Origin of the sequence: Citrobacter sp. Ca225 (assembly GCF_030337175.1) — a bacterium.
Taxonomy (GTDB): domain Bacteria; phylum Pseudomonadota; class Gammaproteobacteria; order Enterobacterales; family Enterobacteriaceae; genus Citrobacter_A; species Citrobacter_A amalonaticus.
Window position 1 is genome coordinate 207,631 of record NZ_JAOWCD010000061.1, and the last position, 19,520, is coordinate 227,150.

The 19,520-nt window shown below is 53.9% G+C and carries 19 protein-coding genes and 1 other annotated feature; of the genes, 5 read left to right on the forward strand and 14 right to left on the reverse strand.

Annotated features, from left to right (window positions below):
* Positions 1-135: 135 nt before the first annotated feature.
* Entirely contained in the window at positions 136-702 is a 567-nt protein-coding gene (gene satP / locus OGW13_RS07700) for an acetate uptake transporter (protein ID WP_042998011.1), read from the forward strand.
* A gap of 35 nt (positions 703-737) precedes the next feature.
* On the opposite strand, the gene OGW13_RS07705 is transcribed toward satP, so the two are convergent.
* The 3 genes from OGW13_RS07705 to tal all read right to left on the reverse strand — a co-directional run bounded on the left by OGW13_RS07705 (position 738) and on the right by tal (position 3,816).
* The gene (locus OGW13_RS07705; protein WP_287115865.1) at positions 738-2,000 is read right to left on the reverse strand and encodes an MFS transporter; all 1,263 of its coding nucleotides are present in this window, start codon (positions 1,998-2,000) and stop codon (positions 738-740) included.
* A 164-nt stretch (positions 2,001-2,164) separates the two neighbouring features.
* Positions 2,165-2,752: a molybdopterin adenylyltransferase gene (mog, locus tag OGW13_RS07710; protein WP_099433614.1), complete on the reverse strand. Its 588-nt coding sequence runs from the start codon at positions 2,750-2,752 to the stop codon at positions 2,165-2,167.
* 110 nt (positions 2,753-2,862) lie between these two features.
* Positions 2,863-3,816, reverse strand: a complete 954-nt coding sequence (tal, locus tag OGW13_RS07715; RefSeq protein ID WP_042998014.1) for a transaldolase — start codon at positions 3,814-3,816, stop codon at positions 2,863-2,865.
* 283 nt (positions 3,817-4,099) lie between these two features.
* Here tal and OGW13_RS07720 point away from each other — a divergent pair, with 283 nt between their 5' ends.
* Both OGW13_RS07720 and yaaA read left to right on the forward strand, forming a co-directional pair.
* Positions 4,100-5,530: an alanine/glycine:cation symporter family protein gene (locus tag OGW13_RS07720; protein ID WP_042998015.1), complete on the forward strand. Its 1,431-nt coding sequence runs from the start codon at positions 4,100-4,102 to the stop codon at positions 5,528-5,530.
* A 69-nt stretch (positions 5,531-5,599) separates the two neighbouring features.
* Entirely contained in the window at positions 5,600-6,373 is a 774-nt protein-coding gene (gene yaaA, locus OGW13_RS07725; protein ID WP_042998016.1) for a peroxide stress protein YaaA, read from the forward strand.
* A 96-nt stretch (positions 6,374-6,469) separates the two neighbouring features.
* Here yaaA and thrC read toward each other — a convergent pair whose 3' ends face one another.
* From thrC to yjjY, 6 genes are all read right to left on the reverse strand, one after another.
* Positions 6,470-7,753, reverse strand: coding sequence for a threonine synthase (thrC, locus tag OGW13_RS07730; RefSeq protein ID WP_042998017.1), 1,284 nt, complete (start codon positions 7,751-7,753; stop codon positions 6,470-6,472).
* A 3-nt stretch (positions 7,754-7,756) separates the two neighbouring features.
* Positions 7,757-8,686, reverse strand: coding sequence for a homoserine kinase (thrB, locus tag OGW13_RS07735; protein WP_042998018.1), 930 nt, complete (start codon positions 8,684-8,686; stop codon positions 7,757-7,759).
* 1 nt (position 8,687) lies between these two features.
* Positions 8,688-11,150: a bifunctional aspartate kinase/homoserine dehydrogenase I gene (gene thrA / locus OGW13_RS07740; RefSeq protein ID WP_042998019.1), complete on the reverse strand. Its 2,463-nt coding sequence runs from the start codon at positions 11,148-11,150 to the stop codon at positions 8,688-8,690.
* A gap of 25 nt (positions 11,151-11,175) precedes the next feature.
* Positions 11,176-11,296 (reverse strand) — a sequence feature (Thr leader region).
* Positions 11,232-11,297 (reverse strand): thr operon leader peptide, encoded by a 66-nt coding sequence (gene thrL / locus OGW13_RS07745; protein WP_001386572.1) that lies wholly within the window; start codon positions 11,295-11,297, stop codon positions 11,232-11,234. It overlaps the preceding feature by 65 nt.
* Positions 11,298-11,633: 336 nt before the next feature.
* Positions 11,634-12,320: a tRNA/rRNA methyltransferase gene (locus OGW13_RS07750; RefSeq protein ID WP_287115853.1), complete on the reverse strand. Its 687-nt coding sequence runs from the start codon at positions 12,318-12,320 to the stop codon at positions 11,634-11,636.
* 398 nt (positions 12,321-12,718) lie between these two features.
* Positions 12,719-12,859 (reverse strand): YjjY family protein, encoded by a 141-nt coding sequence (yjjY, locus tag OGW13_RS07755; RefSeq protein ID WP_042998021.1) that lies wholly within the window; start codon positions 12,857-12,859, stop codon positions 12,719-12,721.
* A gap of 95 nt (positions 12,860-12,954) precedes the next feature.
* Here yjjY and arcA point away from each other — a divergent pair, with 95 nt between their 5' ends.
* Positions 12,955-13,671 carry a two-component system response regulator ArcA gene (gene arcA / locus OGW13_RS07760; protein ID WP_001194359.1) on the forward strand — a complete coding sequence of 239 codons (717 nt, stop codon included), beginning with the start codon at positions 12,955-12,957 and terminating at the stop codon, positions 13,669-13,671.
* A gap of 66 nt (positions 13,672-13,737) precedes the next feature.
* Here the strand turns inward: arcA and creD are convergent, their stop codons facing one another.
* Genes creD through creA form a run of 4 tightly spaced genes read right to left on the reverse strand, consistent with a single transcriptional unit; the run spans position 13,738 to position 17,763 of the window.
* The gene (gene creD, locus OGW13_RS07765; protein ID WP_044264842.1) at positions 13,738-15,105 is read right to left on the reverse strand and encodes a cell envelope integrity protein CreD; all 1,368 of its coding nucleotides are present in this window, start codon (positions 15,103-15,105) and stop codon (positions 13,738-13,740) included.
* Positions 15,106-15,163: 58 nt separating this feature from the next.
* Positions 15,164-16,588, reverse strand: a complete 1,425-nt coding sequence (gene creC / locus OGW13_RS07770; RefSeq protein ID WP_287115854.1) for a two-component system sensor histidine kinase CreC — start codon at positions 16,586-16,588, stop codon at positions 15,164-15,166.
* A complete protein-coding gene (gene creB / locus OGW13_RS07775; protein ID WP_042998024.1) occupies positions 16,588-17,277 on the reverse strand; it encodes a two-component system response regulator CreB in 690 nt (229 codons plus the stop codon). Before creB ends, creC begins: the two co-directional genes overlap by 1 nt.
* A gap of 12 nt (positions 17,278-17,289) precedes the next feature.
* Complete coding sequence (gene creA / locus OGW13_RS07780) at positions 17,290-17,763, reverse strand: protein CreA (protein ID WP_042998025.1); 474 nt, start codon at positions 17,761-17,763, stop codon at positions 17,290-17,292.
* Between the two features lie 211 nt (positions 17,764-17,974).
* On the opposite strand from creA, the gene robA reads away from it, so the two are divergent.
* Positions 17,975-18,844 carry an MDR efflux pump AcrAB transcriptional activator RobA gene (gene robA, locus OGW13_RS07785; protein WP_044255635.1) on the forward strand — a complete coding sequence of 290 codons (870 nt, stop codon included), beginning with the start codon at positions 17,975-17,977 and terminating at the stop codon, positions 18,842-18,844.
* Here the strand turns inward: robA and gpmB are convergent.
* Positions 18,841-19,488, reverse strand: coding sequence for a 2,3-diphosphoglycerate-dependent phosphoglycerate mutase GpmB (gpmB, locus tag OGW13_RS07790; RefSeq protein ID WP_287115855.1), 648 nt, complete (start codon positions 19,486-19,488; stop codon positions 18,841-18,843). The two genes, robA and gpmB, sit on opposite strands and share 4 nt — an antisense overlap.
* Between the last annotated feature and the right edge of the window lie 32 nt (positions 19,489-19,520).

The following is a 19,520-nucleotide window of genomic DNA, read 5'->3' on the forward strand; positions in this document are numbered from 1 at the left end:
AAAATTCACTCTTTTCCCCCGATGAGATCATAGACAGCCCCTTATCTCCTGATTATTATGCCGCGCCCCGAACGGCGTCATGTTTTAGCGGGGATAACTATTTCACCATTCAATTAATGATGATCTTGAGGATTTATGGGCAACACTAAGTTGGCTAACCCGGCACCGCTGGGCCTGATGGGCTTCGGCATGACCACCATTCTGCTTAACCTGCATAACGCGGGTTTCTTCGCTCTTGACGGTATTATTCTCGCGATGGGAATTTTCTACGGCGGTATCGCGCAAATTTTTGCCGGCCTGCTGGAATACAAAAAAGGGAATACCTTCGGTTTGACCGCTTTCACCTCTTACGGCTCGTTCTGGCTGACGCTGGTCGCGATCCTGCTGATGCCGAAAATGGGTCTGACAGAAGCGCCAAATGCCCAGTTCCTTGGCGCCTACCTGGGCCTGTGGGGCGTATTCACACTGTTTATGTTCTTCGGTACGCTGACGGGCGCACGCATGCTGCAGTTCGTGTTCCTGAGCCTGACGGTTCTGTTCGCTCTGTTGGCTGTGGGTAACATCGCGGGTAACGAAGCCGTGATCCACTTTGCCGGCTGGGTTGGCTTAGTGTGTGGCGCCAGCGCCATTTACCTGGCGATGGGCGAAGTGCTGAACGAACAGTTTGGCCGTACCATTCTGCCGATTGGTGAAAAACACTGATTCATCAGTATCCCCCCGCTAAGGGGGGATCATTATTACGGCTGTTGTAGCTCAGCCTGCATTTCCGTATCGCGATAATACATGTCCTGTCGCAACCAAATTCCCAGTCCCAATCCCACCAGCGACAACGCCAGCACATACCAGCCTGGAGCCATCGGCGAGACGCTCATCAGCAATGTGACGACAATCGGCGTCAGCCCACCGAAAATGGCATAAGAAACATTGTAGGAAAATGAAATGCCGGTAAAGCGGACTTCCGCAGGAAACGCGCGCACCATCACGTATGGCACTGCGCCCACCACACCCACACATAGACCCACCAGCCCATAAAGCAGGAACAGATATTGCGGATGTGTGCCCGCCAGGTGGTAGAACAACCCGCTCGAACAAGCCAATAACAGGCTGCCAACAATAAAGGTTTTGCTGGCGCCAACGCGGTCGACAATAAAGCCCGCCAACAGGCAACCCATGCAAAGCATAATGGTCGCCACGCTGTTTGCCTGCAACGTCAGGGCTGGGGCTAGTCCGTACTGCTTTTGCAGCCAGACTGGCGACATTAAAATCACCACCACGATCCCTGCGGAGAGCAGCCAGGTCAGAAGCATGGAGATCACCACTGCCTTCTGATGTTTCACGACGACCGACTTCACCGGCAGTTCCTGCGCCAGCGTCTTACGCTGCTGCATCTCCAGAAAGATCGGCGTTTCCTGTAACCAACGGCGTAAATACATCGCCACCAGCCCAAAAATCCCACCCAACAAGAACGGAATTCGCCAGCCATAGTCATGCACGGCCTGTTGCGTTAAAAGGGTATTCACCTGAGTGGCTACTACGGAACCCAGCAGGATCCCCACCGTCAGACCCGCCGTTAGCGTTCCGCAGGCAATGCCGATACGACGTTCGGGAACGTGCTCGGCCACAAACACCCATGCACCCGGAACTTCACCGCCAATCGCCGCCCCCTGCAAAATACGCATCAGCAGCAACAATAGCGGCGCAATAATTCCCATAGAGGCGTACGTTGGCAGCAGACCAATCGCCAGCGTGGGAACCGCCATCAACAAAATGCTCAGGGTGAACATCTTTTTGCGCCCAACCAGATCGCCAAAGTGCGCCATGATGATGCCGCCTAACGGACGCGCCAGATATCCGGCAGCGAAGATGCCAAAGGTTTGAACCTGACGTAGCCATTCGGGAATATCAGCGGGGAAAAACAACTCCCCTACCACTGCAGCGAAAAAGACAAAGATAATAAAATCATAAAACTCAAGCGCGCCGCCAAGGGCGGCCAGCGTCAGCGTTTTGTAATCCTAGCGATTCAGGGGGCGTGTATGTTGTGACATAGCGAACCATAAGTCAGTGGAGCATTGTTATAAACGACACATGTAAAGTAAAACTTACTATATCGTAAACAAATCAACACGCCACTTTCACCGCCGCTTATCTTACAAAAAGACTAATTTCAGGCGTTTATTTCACGTCTTGCGCTTTTCGGGCGAAAAGATGCTACGATTTTCGGCGCGGTTTCCACATACGGCCCATCGAGAAGCTGTATACAATACGGTACACTTGCGAAGATACCCGCCACAACGACATTCCCTTCGGCATCCTTCACGCCTTCCAGAGTCTCTTTAATGGATTTCGGCTGGCCCGGTAAATTGAGGATTAACGCCTGCTTGCGAATCACCCCGACCTGGCGCGACAGGATCGCCGTCGGTACAAAGTGCAGGCTAATCTGCCGCATCTGTTCGCCAAAACCAGGCATCTGGCGATCGGCAACCGCGAGGGTCGCATCCGGCGTCACATCACGACGCGCAGGACCGGTGCCGCCGGTGGTCAGCACCAGATGGCAACTCATCTCGTCCACCAGCTCACACAGCGTTTGTTCGATGATGGCCTGCTCGTCAGGAATCAAGCGTGTCTGCACCTCAAAAGGGGTGGTCAGCGCCGTCGATAGCCACTCTTCCAGCGCCGGAATACCTTTATCCTGATAGACACCGCTGGAGGCGCGGTCAGAAATGGAAACTAAGCCAATACGTAAGGTGTTCATGATTATTCCATTTAAACAGTCTCGTTAAACAGAATGATACACTGCGAAGGGAAGGACAGACAGGGTTGAGAGGAGGTAGCGTGACCGGCGTACCGGTCACGCATCAATGATTACAGCAGGTCGCCGATCATTTTTTCCAGTTTTTCCTGGTCAACAGCAAACTTACGGATACCGTCCGCCAGCTTGTCTACCGCCATGGGATCCTGGTTGTGCTGCCACAGGAACTCAGACTCGGTGATGCGTTCCGGACGCGCTTTCACTTCGCCAGAGAAGGACAGTTTACGCTCGATAGCCCCTTCGCTTTCCGCCAGCTCTTTCAGCAGCGCCGGTGCGATGGTCAGGCGATCGCAGCCCGCCAGCTCAAGAATTTCACCGATGTTACGGAAGCTTGCGCCCATCACTACGGTCTCATAGCCGTGCTGTTTGTAGTATTCGTAGATCTCCGTTACGGAAACCACGCCCGGATCTTCCGCCGGCGCATACTCTTTCTTGTCGGTATTGGATTTATACCAGTCAAGAATACGGCCCACGAACGGAGAGATCAGGAATACGCCCGCTTCAGCACAAGCTCGCGCCTGCGCAAAGGAGAACAGCAGCGTCAGGTTACAGTTGATGCCTTCTTTTTCCAGCTGCTCAGCAGCGCGGATGCCCTGCCAGGTTGAAGCCAGTTTGATCAGAATGCGATCGTTACTGATGCCTGCGTCGTTATACAGCTTGATGATGCGTTTCGCTTTGGCGATAGAGGCATCGGTGTCATAAGACAGGCGAGCATCCACTTCCGTGGAGATACGACCCGGGACCAGTTTCAGGATCTCCAGACCGATGTTTACGGCCAGTTTGTCGGTAGCGTCAACAATCTGCTGCGCGCGGTCATTGCTCTGCTGCTTAGCCCACGTCACGGCGTCATCAATCAGCTTACGGTATTCCGGGATCTGCGCTGCGTTAAGAATGAGAGAAGGGTTGGTTGTGGCATCCTGCGGCTGATACAGCTTCATTGCCGCGATGTCTCCGGTGTCGGCCACCACGGTGGTGAACTGACGAAGGGAGGTCAATTTGTCCGTCATGATAGTGTTTCTCTTTAAACAGCTTGTTAGGGGGATGTAACCGGTCTGCCCTGATGATAACACGACGTTGTGACAGCGCAACCGCAGACAATGCGCTTATCCCCATGAGGGCATCTGCGGACAATTTCTGGTCCGGGCTTGATGTGACGCGCCATTCCGGTACACAACCTCATGTATACTACTCGGCCGCTATCAATTGTCCGGCAGCGTATATACTATTCGACAATTGGTAACGCTTACACAGGGTTGTTACAGCGTACCGGCAGCAACAAGAGGGATGTTAATGCCTGATTTTTTCACGTTCATTAATGATGTGCTCTGGGGATCGGTAATGATCTACCTGCTCTTCGGAGCAGGGTGTTGGTTTACCTGGCGCACAGGCTTCGTCCAGTTTCGCTATATCCGCCAGGTTGGCAGAAGTCTGAAAAACAGCATTAACCCGCAGCCGGGAGGATTAACCTCTTTTCAGTCACTCTGCACCGGCCTTGCCGCCCGTATCGGTAGTGGTAACCTGGCGGGTGTGGCGCTGGCCATTACCGCAGGTGGACCAGGTGCGGTGTTCTGGATGTGGATCGCCGCCATCATTGGGATGGCGACCTCATTTGCTGAATGTGCCCTCGCACAACTCTACAAAGAACGCGATCGCCACGGTCAGTTTCGCGGTGGCCCCGCCTGGTATATGGCACGTGGTTTAGGCATGCGCTGGATGGGCGTGTTATTCGCCATCTTTTTGCTGATCGCCTACGGCCTGGTGTTCAACAGTGTGCAGGCCAACTCCGTATCCCGTGCTCTCAAATTCGCGTTTGATTTCCCTCCGGTTGCCACCGGTATTGTCATGGCGATTGCCGCCCTGTTGGTTATCGTCCGCGGGATCAAAGGCGTGGCGCGGATGATGCAATGGTTTGTCCCTGTGATGGCGTTGATGTGGGTGGTCACCAGCCTGGTGGTTTGTCTGATCAACATCGACCAACTGCCGGACATCATCATTTCTATCGTCAAAAGCGCATTTGGCTGGCAAGAAGCGGCGGGCGGCGTGGCGGGGTATACGCTGAGTCAGGCGATCACCAGCGGTTTTCAACGCAGTATGTTCTCCAATGAAGCCGGAATGGGCTCAACGCCTAACGCTGCTGCCGCAGCAGCATCCTGGCCGCCGCACCCTGCGGCACAGGGGATCGTGCAGATGATCGGCATTTTTATCGATACGCTGATCGTCTGTAGCGCAACGGCAATGTTGGTTTTACTGGCCGGTAACGACGCCACCTATGCGCCGATGGAAGGGATCCAACTGGTGCAGAAAGCGATGAATACACTGGTCGGAGAGTGGGGCGCGGCATTCGTCGCAGTCATTGTGATTCTGTTTGCCTTCAGCTCTATTGTGGTTAACTACATCTATGCGGAAAACAATCTGTACTTTCTGAAGCTGGACAATAAGCGCTTCATCTGGGCTTTACGCATTACCTCCTGTTCAACCGTCGTGGTCGGCACCTTGCTTAGCTTCCCGCTGCTGTGGCAACTGGCGGATATCATCATGGCCTGCATGGCGATCACTAACCTGACGGCAATATTGTTGCTCTCTCCGGTGGTGCGTACCCTGGCCAGCGACTACTTGCGTCAGCGTAAACTCGGCGTTCGCCCGGTCTTTGATCCACTGCGTTACCCGGACATCGGACAGCAACTGGCACCAGATGCCTGGGATGACATACCGCGAGACTAATCGCAACTATCGATCAACTCAGTCGTGTTTTTTGCTACAGTCGCAGTAAATTTCCTGCAAGGACTGGATATGCTGATTCTGATTTCACCTGCAAAAACACTCGACTACCAGAGCCCGCTGGCAACAACGCGCCATACGCTACCTGAATTACTGGATCACTCGCAGCAACTGATTCATGTGGCGCGTAAACTTTCAGCCCCGCAAATCGGCAAGCTGATGAACATCAGCGACAAACTCGCCGATCTAAACGCCACCCGTTTTCATGACTGGCAGCCGGACTTCACGCCAGAAAACGCGCGTCAGGCCATTCTGGCTTTCAAAGGCGATGTCTATACCGGACTACAGGCCGAAAACTTCAGTGAAGCCGATTTCGATTTTGCCCAGCAGCATTTGCGTATGCTCTCAGGTTTATATGGCGTGCTGCGCCCGCTGGATCTGATGCAACCTTATCGTCTGGAAATGGGTATCCGTCTGGAGAACGCCAAAGGGAAGGATCTGTATCAGTTCTGGGGCGATATCATCACGGATAAGCTTAATGAAGCGCTCGCCGCACAGGGCGACCAGGTGGTGATTAACCTGGCATCGGATGAATACTTCCGCGCCGTGAAACCGAAGAAACTGAATGCCGAGCTGATTAAACCTGTCTTCCTCGACGAGAAAAACGGTAAGTTCAAAGTCATCAGTTTCTACGCCAAAAAGGCGCGCGGCCTGATGAGCCGCTACATCATTGAAAACCGCCTGACGGAGCCTGAACAGCTCACCGGCTTTAACAGCGAGGGTTACTTCTTTGATGACGCCGCGTCTGGCAACGGCGAACTGGTGTTTAAGCGTCACGAGCAGTAATGCGCATTTCGCCGGATAGCGGCTACGCCTTATCCGGCTTTCTCATCTCCACCGCCTGACAGGCCCGGTAAGCGATAGCGCCACCGGGCAGACGGTTTAGCGCGTCATCATCAGCTTACGCAGGGCGGCAAAATCCGCCGGCAGATGTTGCGAAAGCAGCGGTAGATCCGCACGTTCTGCCAGTTCTTTCGGCAGATCCAGCGTTTCATTGAGGATCGCTTCCACGCTCTCTTTAAACTTCGCCGGGTGCGCAGTGCCGAGGAACAGACCGTACTCGCCCGGATTGAGCTGATCACGCAGGGCGCGGTAGGCCACGGCGGCATGAGGCTCAGAAGTGTAGCCCTTCGCTTTCAGTTCGCGCATCGTTTCCTGTGTGGTTTCATCATCTACAGCCGCATAACCCAGCTCATTCAGACGCCAGATTTTACGGCGGAACAACTCCTCAACGCGCGGCCAGTTGTTCGGCTGACTCACATCCATCGCGTTAGACAACGTCGCCTGGGTCGCTTTTGGCGCCCACTGCCCGTCCTGCAGGAAGCGTGGCACTGTGTCGTTAACGTTGGTGGCTGCGATAAAACGCTTCACCGGCAGGCCGAGAGATTTCGCCAGCAGGCCCGCCGTCAGGTCGCCAAAGTTACCGCTTGGAACAGAAACCACCAGCTGATTCCGCGCCTCCTGCGGCAATTGGGCAACGGCTTCAAAGTAGTAGCAAATCTGTGCCAGCAGGCGGCTGATGTTGATGGAGTTCGCCGAGTTCAACCCCAGCGCCACTTTCAGTTCTTCATCATCAAACGCCTGTTTGACCAGCGCCTGGCAGGCATCAAAATCACCATCGATGGCGACAGTTTCAATGTTACCGCCCAGCGTGCAGAACAGTTTTTCCTGCAACGGACTGATTTTACCGTTCGGATAGAGGATCACCACGCGCACGTTCGGCAGACCATAAAACGCATGCGCCACGGCCGCGCCGGTATCACCAGAGGTTGCCGTCAGAATGGTCACCGGTTTATCGCCGCTGATGTGGGTTAACATCTGCGCCATAAAACGACCACCGAAATCTTTAAACGCCAGCGTCGGGCCATGGAACAGCTCCAGACAGCCGACATCCCCTTCCACCTGAGCAACCGGCGCCGGGAAAGCAAAGGCTGCGCGCACACGTTCTTCGAGGATCTCCTGCGGGATTTCATCGCCGATGAACGCCGAGAGGATCTTTGTGCTACGGCTGACGAAGTCCTGGTTCAGCATCTCATCCACTTCTGTCAGGTTGAATTCCGGCAGATCGTGCGGGAAAAACAGCCCCTGATTCTTGCCCAGCCCCTGCGTGACGGCCTGTGCAAAACTAACCTGTTCGTTGTGATCTTTAAGATTGTAGAGTTTCATCAATTATCCCAGTACTCGTGCGCCCGCCGTGTCCAGCCGGCAAATATGAACAAAGCCTTCCTGATTTTGCAGGTAGTGACTACCCAGCCAGTCCGCCACACGCTGCGCGGTCTCCGTTTTATCGCAGAGCGCAAACAACGTCGGCCCTGAACCGGAAATACCGCTGGCCAGCGCGCCAATTTCCGCGACGGCCTGACGCGCCTGAGCAAAACCAGGCAACAGACGTTCGCGATACGGTTCGGCAATCACATCCTTCATCAGTTTCGCCGCAAGCCCAGGCTGACGGGAATAGCAGGCGTGAATAAACCCGGCCAGGTGACGCCCGTGGGCAATGCAATCCTGGCGACGATACTGCGCAGGCAGGATCGCCCGCGCTTCTGCCGTGGAGACTTTAATGCCAGGATAGGCCAGTACCCACAGCCACTCATCAAAGCCTGGCACCTGCTGGCTGATAATGCCGTTTTCTTCAATCATCAACTGCATACCACCGAGAAAACATGGCGCGACGTTATCGTAGTGAATGCTGCCGGAGATACGCCCTTCCAGCTCGCCCATTATTGCCAGCAGACGCGTGTCATTGAGCGGCTTGCCACAGTACTCATTCATCGCGACCAGTGCCGCCACCACCGAGCAGGCGCTGGAACCTAATCCGGAGCCGATCGGCATATTCTTTTCCAGGGTCATCGCCACCGGAATTTGCTTACCCAGTTCCTGACAAAAACGCTCCCAGCACTGGTAAACAATATTTTCTCGCGGTTCTGGCGGTAGCTTGTCGGCAAAGCGGCCCAGATTATTCAGGCTGAAACTGTCCGCCGCCTCAACCGACACCACGTCGCCCAGCAGTGAGCCATCAACGGGCGTCACCGCCGCCCCAAGCACATCAAATCCAACGCTCATATTGGCACTGGAAGCCGGGGCATAAACTTTAACCATGTTAGACTCCTAGCTTCCATGAGAGAGTACGCAGCAGGTCAGCAAACACCCCTGCCGCCGTGACGTCGTTACCCGCGCCATAACCGCGCAGAACCAGCGGCAGCGGCTGATAGTAGTGGCTGTAGAACGCCAGCGCGTTTTCGCCGTTTTTCACTTTGTACAACGGATCGTTACCGTCCACTTCAGAAATCTTCACCCGACAGACGCCGTCTTCTTCGATGTTGCCAACATAGCGCAATACTTTGCCCTCATCACGGGCTTTTGCCACCCGAGCGGCAAAGGCATCGTCAAGCTGCGGCAGATTCGCCATAAACGCCTCAACGTCGCCTGAATCATCAAACGCTTTCGGCAGCACCGGTTCAATGACGATGTCTGACAGTTCCAGCTCGCGCCCGGTTTCACGGGCGAGGATCAGCAGCTTACGCGCCACGTCCATCCCCGAAAGATCGTCACGCGGATCGGGTTCGGTGTACCCCATTTCACGCGCGATACGAGTCGCTTCAGAGAGACTCATACCCTCGTCGAGCTTACCGAAAATAAATGACAGCGAACCGGACAGGATGCCGGAGAACTTCAGCAATTCATCGCCCGCATTCAACAGGTTTTGCAGGTTTTCGATCACCGGCAGACCGGCACCCACGTTAGTGTCATAGAGGAATTTGCGCCGTGACTTCGCGGCAGCGAAGCGCAGCTGATGGTAGTAATCCATTGACGAGGTATTCGCCTTTTTGTTCGGCGTGACCACATGGAATCCTTCACGCAGGAAGTCCGCGTATTGATCGGCCACCGCCTGACTGGATGTACAATCCACAATCACCGGGTTCAGCAGGTGATATTCCTTCACCAGACGGATTAAGCGACCAAGATTGAACGGCTCTTTCGCTTCAGCCAGTTCAGCCTGCCAGTTTTCCAGATTCAGGCCATGCACATGGGTCAACAGCGCTCTCGAGTTCGCCACGCCGCACACGCGCAGATCGATATGTTTTTTCTTCAGCCAGGTTTGCTGGCGCTTAAGCTGCTCCAGTAACGCGCCGCCTACCCCGCCAACGCCAATGACAAACACTTCAATTACCTGATCGGTATTGAACAGCATCTGATGGGTGACGCGTACGCCCGTCGTGGCATCGTCGTTATTGACCACGACCGAAATGGAACGCTCGGAAGAGCCCTGCGCGATAGCCACGATATTGATATTCGCGCGCGCCAGTGCGGCAAAGAATTTCGCCGAAATGCCCCGCAGTGTCCGCATGCCATCCCCAACGACGGAGATAATCGCCAGTCGTTCAGTGACCGCCAGCGGTTCCAGCACGCCCTCTTTCAGTTCGAGATAGAATTCATCCTGCAAGGCACGCTGCGCGCGAGCGCAGTCAGCCTGCGGCACGCAGAAGCTGATACTGTACTCAGAGGATGACTGGGTAATCAGTACCACGGAAATGCCTGCACGGGACATCACCGCAAACACGCGCGCCGCCATCCCCACCATCCCTTTCATGCCAGGACCGGAGACGTTGAACATCGCCATATTATTAAGGTTGGAAATCCCCTTCACTGGCAGATCGTCTTCATCGCGGCTGGCGCCGATCAGCGTGCCTGCCGCCTGCGGGTTACCGGTATTTTTGATGAGGCAAGGGATCTGGAACTGCGCGATAGGGGTAATGGTACGAGGGTGAAGCACTTTTGCGCCGAAATAGGAGAGCTCCATCGCTTCCTGATAAGACATCGATTTCAGCAACCTGGCGTCAGGTACCTGGCGCGGGTCACAGGTATATACACCGTCGACATCTGTCCAGATCTCGCAACAGTCGGCGCGTAAGCAGGCCGCCAGAACCGCTGCGGAGTAATCGGAGCCATTGCGCCCCAGCACCACCAGTTCACCCTTCTCATTACCGGCGGTGAACCCGGCCATCAGCACCATGTGATCGGCGGGTATACGCCCGGCGGCGATGCGGCGAGTCGATTCGGCGATATCGACGGTAGATTCGAGGTAGTGCCCCACCGCCAGCAGTTTTTCGACCGGGTCAATAACGGTAACGTGGTGGCCGCGGGCTTCCAGTAACCCCGCCATGATGGCGATCGACATCTTTTCGCCACGGCAGATGAGCGCAGCGTTAATGCTGTCCGGACACTGTCCTAGCAAGCTGATCCCATGCAGCACATGTTTGATTTGGGCAAATTCCTGCTCAACAAACACTTTCAACTGCGCCAGCGGAAAGCCCGGCTGGGCGTCGGCGAGTCCGGTCAGAAGTTCGGCAAAAATACGTTCGGCATCACTGATATTGGGTAATGCGTCCTGACCTCCGATGGTTTTTTCAATCATCGCCACCAGATGGTTGGTAATTTTAGCGGGGGCAGAAAGAACGGTCGCTACCTGCCCCTGCCTGGCATTGCTTTCCAGAATATCGGCAACCCGCAGAAAACGTTCTGCATTTGCCACTGATGTACCGCCGAACTTCAACACTCGCATGGTTGATACCTCGTTACCTTTGGTCGAAAAAAAAGCCCGCACTGTTCAGGTGCGGGCTTTTTTCTGTGTTTCCTGTACGCGTCAGCCCGCACCGTTACCTGTGGTAATGGTGATGGTTGTGGTAATGGTGGTGCTGATGCGTTTCATGGATGTTGTGTACTCTGTCATTATTTACCCTGAATAATTCGTGTTGAAGGAGGACGGCAATTGCGTGAAGCCCCTGGCGCATAGAAAACGATGTGACTAGGGTGAACAAAAGTCGCCAACGCAGATGCAACTCGAAGTATGACGGGTAATCTGTCTGTGCTGTATGTCTATATTGGTTAAAGTATATGGTGAGCTAAGTCAATAAATATTTGATTTACTCACCTGACGAAACTTGTTCATGAGCTGCTGGCGAAAGGTTTATTTTCAACCAAACCTGCAGGAAAACCCCTCTTGAAATCAGCAGTTATCACCATAAATATAACTAAAGTAAAATTATTATTTTGTGACTTTTTTTTCGATATCATGGACCAGGCGGTGCAACATTGCCGTGTCTCGCTGCCCTAAATGCCCCAGACGCTGTTGTAGCCAGTCGACCAGTTTGCTGTCATCTGCAACCTCCAGAGTGGCCAACAGGCTCATGATGCGTGAGCGTAATGCCTGTAACTGAAATTCATCAGATGAATCGACTTCTTTAGCAGGTTGTTGCATTAAATTTGTTAATTGATAGCAGTAAACCATCACCGCCTGCCCCAGATTCAATGAAGGATAATCTGCAACCATTGGCACGCCGGTCAGAACATCCGCCAGTGCCAGTTCATCGTTGGTCAGTCCGGAGTCTTCACGACCAAAAACCAGCGCGGCGTGATTCATCCAGGCCGATTTTTCTTCCAGCAGCGGAACCAGTTCCGCCGGCGTCGCGTAGTAGTGAAATTTTGCCCGACTGCGCGCCGTGGTAGCGACGGTAAAATCAACATCGACAAGCGCGTCCGCAAGCGTCGGAAAAAAAGTAATATTATCAATAATATCGCTGGAGCCATGCGCCACCCAGCGCGTGGCGGGTTCAAGATGCGCCTGACTGTCAACGATACGCAACTGAGTGAATCCCATGGTTTTCATCGCGCGAGCCGCGGCACCAATGTTTTCCGCTCTGGCGGGAGCGACGAGGATAATAGTAATGCGCATTTTTTTACTCTTTATGCCTGTCCGCGGGCAATTGTGTGAACTATGTCAAGATATTACGCGGAGCGAATTTACAAAATTTTAACCAAAATCAGTGGAAAACCGTTTCACCTTTCATAAAAGGCGCTAAACTGTTTCCTTACTTTACTAATGTTTTTTATGTTAACAGAAACAGTATATCCTTCTGTTTATCAGAGATAATTTGATTTAAAATGAATCTCATTCATAGGATTCGCCGTGTTAATTAGTTATCCTGTGCAACTAGTTGGATTATTGCAATTTTGTGATGAAAGCTAGCATTTAGATACGATGATTTCATCAAACTGTTAACGTGCTACAATTGAACTTGATATATGTCAACGAAGCGTAGTTTTATTGGGTGTCCGGTACGTCTTAGCCTGTTATGTTGCTGTTAAAATGGTTAGGATGACAGCCGTTTTTGACACTGTCGGGTCCAGAGGGAAACTACCCACGACCAAGCTAATGATGTTGTTGACGTTGATGGAAAGTGCATCAAGAACGCAATTACGTACTTTAGTCATGTTACGCCGATCATGTTAATTTGCGACATGCATCAGGCAGGTCAGGGACTTTTGTACTTCCTGTTTCGATTTAGTTGGCAATTTAGGTAGCAAACATGCAGACCCCGCACATTCTTATCGTTGAAGACGAGTTGGTAACACGCAACACGTTAAAAAGTATTTTCGAAGCGGAAGGCTATGATGTATTCGAAGCGACTGATGGCGCGGAAATGCATCAAATCCTCTCTGAATATGACATCAACCTGGTGATCATGGATATCAACTTGCCAGGCAAAAACGGTCTTCTGCTGGCGCGTGAACTGCGCGAGCAGGCTAACGTTGCGCTGATGTTCCTGACTGGCCGCGATAACGAAGTCGATAAAATCCTCGGCCTCGAAATCGGTGCAGACGATTACATCACCAAGCCGTTTAACCCGCGCGAACTGACTATCCGTGCCCGCAACCTTCTGTCTCGTACCATGAACCTGGGTACCGTCAGCGAAGAACGTCGTAGCGTTGAAAGCTACAAGTTCAACGGTTGGGAACTGGACATCAACAGCCGTTCTCTGATCGGGCCTGATGGCGAACAGTACAAACTGCCGCGCAGTGAGTTCCGTGCCATGCTTCACTTCTGCGAGAACCCAGGCAAGATCCAGTCCCGTGCTGAGCTGCTGAAGAAAATGACTGGTCGTGAGCTGAAACCCCATGACCGTACCGTTGACGTGACCATCCGCCGCATTCGTAAGCATTTCGAATCCACGCCGGATACGCCGGAAATTATCGCGACTATTCACGGTGAAGGTTACCGTTTTTGTGGCGATCTGCAGGATTAATCGGGTTACCACCGTCAAAAAAACGGCGCTCAATGCGCCGTTTTTCTTATCTGCTTTTTGCTGAATTTACTTCCACACGCGTAGCGCATCGTCCACGGGTGCGGACGGTTTCGGCGCCGTTGGTGTTGGTGTCGGTTTCGCACGCGAGAATGCATACCAGTCAAGATGCCGCGTCAGGAACATCACGCTCCCCAGCGCCAACAGCAGCACACTCGTCCCCAACAGCAGCGCGCTGTCTTCCGAGCGCAACAGTACCCACATCACACCATCCAGCGCTAACAATGCCAGAGTGAAAACCACGCTGCTACGCCAGCCCTGTAGCACTGCCTGGAGATAAACCCCGTTCATCAGCGCGCCCACCAGGCTTGCGACAATCCATGCCAGGGTGAAACCAATATGTTCTGAGAGCGCCAGCAACAGCAAATAAAACATCACCAACGACAGCCCCACCAGCAGATACTGCATCGGGTGTAATTTTTTTCCCGTCAACGTTTCGAACACAAAGAAGGCCATAAATGTCAGTGTAATCAGCAAAATGGCATATTTCGTCGCCCGATCCGTCAGTTGATACTGATCGGCAGGAGTGGCAACCGCGACGCTAAACGACGGCAGGTTATACCACCCGTCTTTTCGCGCATCCACAAACCGATCGCCCAGGTTAGTGGCAAACCAACTGCTTTGCCACTGTGCCTGAAACCCTGACTCGCTGATTTCGCGCTTGTCGGGTAGAAAATCACCGAGGAAGTTGGGATGCGGCCAGTTGCTGGTGAGCGTCATTTGGCTGCTACGTCCTACCGGAACCACCGAGAAAGCGCCGGTTCCGCTTAAATTGAGTGACATCGCCAGGTTCACATCGCGCATCGCCCATTGCGCATCCGGAAGCGGAATGTGGAGCCCTTCTCCGCGGTCTGTTAGCCCCGTCCCCGGTTCGACAGCAAGCGCCATTCCATTCACCTTCGGTGCTTTCACCACGCCAATCCCTCGCGCATCACCCACGCCAACCACGATAAACGGTTTCCCAAGGGTTATGTTGGGCCGGTTCAGTTCACTCAGTCGTGCAACATCAAACTCCGCTTTCAAGGTAACATCGGTATGCCAGACCTGCCCTTCGTAGATGCCCACTTTTCGCGGTTCGACGTTCTGGTTCCCCTCCACCATCAACGACTCCGGCAGCCAGAAGTGGATAAAACTGCGCCTGTGCTGCACTTCTTTCTCGTTTTCCAGCACGGTGTATAACTCAGTCACAGGTACGGCAATGAGCGGGCCGACCACTTTTTGCGGTCCGCTGGTACTCTGCCGAATCGCATCCTCCACCGCATCACGATAATCAGCACGTTCCACAATAATCTGCCGGACCATCATCAGGGGGATCAGCAGCAACACAATCGCGCCACCTAAGGTGACGATTTTCCAGAACAGGGGGGATTTCAACATAGCGTTCTCCTTATGCAATACCCGCAGAGTACGCACGCTATGTGGGGGGAATTTGAAATTATGTGAAGTGACGGTGAAGTGTGAGCGTGGCCTCGACGCCGCCTTCTGGGCGGTTACGTAATTCTGCACTCCCCTTCAGCAGTCGCGCCACTTCGCGAACGAACGCCAGTCCAAGACCGCTGCTTTTGAGGCCATTCTCACGCGGCAGTGAGTAAAAGCGGTCAAATATCCGCGGTAAGGCAAAATCAGGAATGCCTGTACCCGTATCGGTCACCGTCAGCGTCACCGTCTCTGCATGCGCTTGTGCGCTGAGGGTGATCGCTCCGCCTGCCGGGGTGAAATCAATGGCATTGTCCAGCAAGTTGCCCAACGCCTGTTCCAGTAGCGCCGGCTCCGCAGAGACGCTTAACGCCGAGGGGACAATCTCCAGCGATATCGCCTTCGTCGCCAGTTGAATCGCGCGCGCGTCGCTGATTTGCGCAAACAGTTCATCGACCGCAACCGGGGAGAGGGCAATATCCTGACGGTTTTCCAGTCGCGCCTGGCGCAGCAAGGTTTCAACCAGCGCCTGCATTCGCGCATTTTGGCTGAGAATATTGTCGGTAAAGCGCTTAACAATGTCCGGAGGCGGATTTTCCCGCAGAATTTCCGCCGCGCCGCGAATGGCCGCCAACGGACTCTTTAGCTCGTGGGTGAGCGCGTATACGTACTGTTCAATGTAATTCTTGCCTTCCAGCTTCAGACGCATGCTCTCCAGCGCCTGCGCCAGTTTGCGCAACTCACTGCTGCCCAGTTCAGGCAGCGGCATCGGCTGGTTTTCGGTCACGGAATCCGCATAGCGCGTCAGGCGGGCAATGGAACGGTTTATCCACCAGACCATCCCGGTGCCTATCACCAGCGCAATGCCAAGCAGAATCGCGCTGGCCCAAAGGATCCGGCGCTCGCTGCGTTTAATCACCGGTGCCATCGCGGCATTGGGTTTTCCCACGCTGAGCACGCCGATGATCTTTCCGTTGTCGACAACCGGCGCAGCAACATACATGACCGAGCTTTCCGGATCGGCGGGATCCTGCGGCGTACTGCGCGCGCCATACTGTCCACGCAGCGTTAGCCAGACATCGTTCCAGCGAGAGTAATCCTGCCCGACCGCTTTATTGACGGAATCAAACACCACTTTGCCCTGCGCATCCGTCATGTAAACATGGTACTCATTGCGGACTTTATTGATTCCGCTGATGTTGGCGCGAAAAGGACGGTTATGCAGTTGCGTAAACGCCTGCGCCAGTTGGCCATGCGCCGGGTTACCCGACAGGAGATCGTCACGCGCCAGCGCCGCCAGCAGCGTGGCAGTATCGATCAGCGTCCCTTCCGTTGCGCGCCGTACGCCAGGTTTAATCTCCTGTACAAAAATAGAAAGAACAAACCACGCGGCAACAGCGACAATCAGGAAATAGCCCAACAGCAAACGCATGCCAATGCGCATCAGAGGCTCCTCAGGCTGTAGCCCATCCCACGATGCGTGTTGATCGGCGAAAGCGTCGGGTTGATCGCGCGCAGTTTGGCGCGCAGCGTTTTGATGTGCGTATCGACCGTCCGGTCGTATGTATCCTGCGCATCGGCCCAGACGATATCCATCAGTTGCTGGCGCGAATAGACACGCCCTGGAGATAACAGCAGAGTTTTCAGCAGCAAAAATTCATAGCGCGTGAGTGACAGGGGCGTACCAAACCAGGCCACTTCAGCCGCAGGTTCATTCAGCTCAAAATGGCCGGTTTTGACAACAGGCGACGGCGTGGAAAACTTCTTCACCCGACGTAGCAGCGTGCGGACTCTGGCGCAGACTTCCCGCGGTGAAAACGGTTTGGCGACGTAATCGTCGGCACCGATTTCCAGACCCAGCAAGCGATCCACCTCATCGCTGCGCGCCGTCAGAAAGAGGATTGGTAACGCCGGATGGTACTCAAGCAATCGCCGGCACAGCTCAAAACCGCTGATATCCGGCAACCCGACATCGAGAATCGCTACATCCGGACACTGATGACGTGCTTTCTCCAGCGCGGGCAACCCGCGCTCAAAGGCTTCCACGCTAAACCCTTCCTGCTGGAGCATATAAATCAGGGTATCCGCGATACCCTGCTCATCTTCCACCAGCCAGACCGACACCTGCTGCATAATGCTTCCCTGTTATTCGCGCCACGGCATGATAGGTACCGCGCTAATGGCATTTTTCGGCGACCCATCGACCACCTTGTCGGAATAGGCCAGATAAGCCAGCGCGTTGCGTTTGGCATCATAGAAGCGCACGACCTGTAATGATTTGAAGACCAACGAAGTGCGTTTCTTAAAGACCACTTCGCCCTGCGCTTTACCGTTCTTGATTCTGTCGCTCAGTTCTACCGGTCCTACCTGCTGGCAGGAGATGGCGGCATCAGAAGTATCTTCCGCCAGCCCCAACCCGCCTTTAATGCCACCGGTTTTGGCACGGCTGACGTAGCAGGTCACGTTTTTAACATCGGGGTCGTCAAACGCCTCCACGACGATTTTATGATCCGGCCCAAAGATCTTAAACACCGTATCGACGGAACCGATCTGCTCAGCAGATGCCAGCGGCGCCAGCATAAGCAACAGAGTGGACAGAACTAAACTCTTGTATTTCATATTGTTACCATTCTTTAAAATGACGCTGCGCAATTATTCAGCATTGTAAAAGAAACTGTTTACAGATCACAGGATTACAATAATCACGTTTTATTAGATTCAAAAAAAGCATTAATGCGCAAAAAAAACACTGAATGCTAAAACAACAAAAAATGCTATTATCCAATAATCTGATGTCAGGTGTTTGTAGTTGAAAGGATGAGGATATTTTATGGATCAGGCCGGCATTATTCGCGACCTATTAATCTGGCTGGAAGGTCATCTGGATCAGCCGCTGTCGCTTGACAATGTGGCGGCAAAAGCGGGTTATTCCAAGTGGCATCTGCAGAGAATGTTTAAGGACGTGACGGGTCATGCGATTGGCGCGTATATCCGCGCACGCCGCTTATCGAAATCTGCCGTTGCGCTTCGCCTGACGGCTCGCCCGATTCTGGATATTGCCCTGCAGTACCGCTTCGACTCTCAACAAACGTTCACCCGCGCCTTTAAGAAACAGTTTTCCCAGACGCCTGCACTGTATCGTCGTTCACCGGAATGGAGCGCATTCGGTATTCGTCCGCCTCTGCGTCTGGGCGAATTTGCCATGCCTGAGCATAAATTTGTCACTCTGGAAGATATGCAACTGCTGGGTGTCACCCAGAGTTACTCCTGTTCGCTGGAGCAAATTTCCGATTTCCGCCACGAAATGCGCTATCAGTTCTGGCACGATTTCCTCGGCCACGCGCCAACCATTCCGCCTGTACTCTATGGCCTGAACGAAACGCATCCCAGCCATGAAAAAGATGACGAGCAGGAAGTGTTCTACACCACCGCGCTGCCGCAGGATCAGGCCAACGGCTACGTACAGTCGGCACAGCCGGTGCTGTTGCAGGGCGGCGAGTATGTGATGTTTACTTACGAAGGGCTGGGAACGGGCGTTCAGGAGTTCATCCTGACGGTCTATGGTACCTGCATGCCGCTCCTGAACCTGACGCGCCGCAAGGGCCAGGATATCGAGCGGTACTACCCGGCTGAAGATGCCAAAGCCGGTGACCGCCCCATTAACCTGCGCTGCGAATTCCTGATTCCGATTCGCCGTTAGCGCTGTAGCTCATCCAACGCAGGGGCGTCCAGATGCGAGATGTCCCCTGCCGTTTCGACCACCCATCCCGGCGCCAGCCACAGGCTTTCCTGATAATCTACCCGCGAAATCGAGCAGTTACGCAGGCGTAAGCGGCGTTCAGCGTAGGCAGGAAGTCCCAGAATCGTACTGACCAGACAGCCCAGCGCAATGCCATGACTGACCAACACCGGACGACTCCCCTGCGGCAAATCCAGGCACGCAGCGAGCGCGCCATGAACGCGATCGCTTAACTCCTGCATCGACTCCCCTTCGGGAATACGTCCGTCGACGGTGCCGTTGACTAACTGACGACGCCAGTTCTCTTCTTCTTCGGTCAGGGTATCAATATGACGTTTTTCCAGCACGCCCATGTGCAGCTCGCGCAGGCGAGCATCTAAGGTGATATCACAGCCACAGGCCTGGGCGATGATTTCAGCGGTGCGGCGGGTACGTCCCAAATCGCTACTAATGACGTGGGTGATGCCGAGACTTTTCGCGCGGTCACCAACCTGCATAGCTTGTTGCTCACCTTTAGCGGTCAGCGGACTGTCGGACTGGCCTTGAATGCGTCGCTCGGCGTTCCACTGCGTTTCACCGTGGCGAACAAGGTATACCTGTAACATGCTATTTTTCCGTATACTGCAAAGAGTTTTTA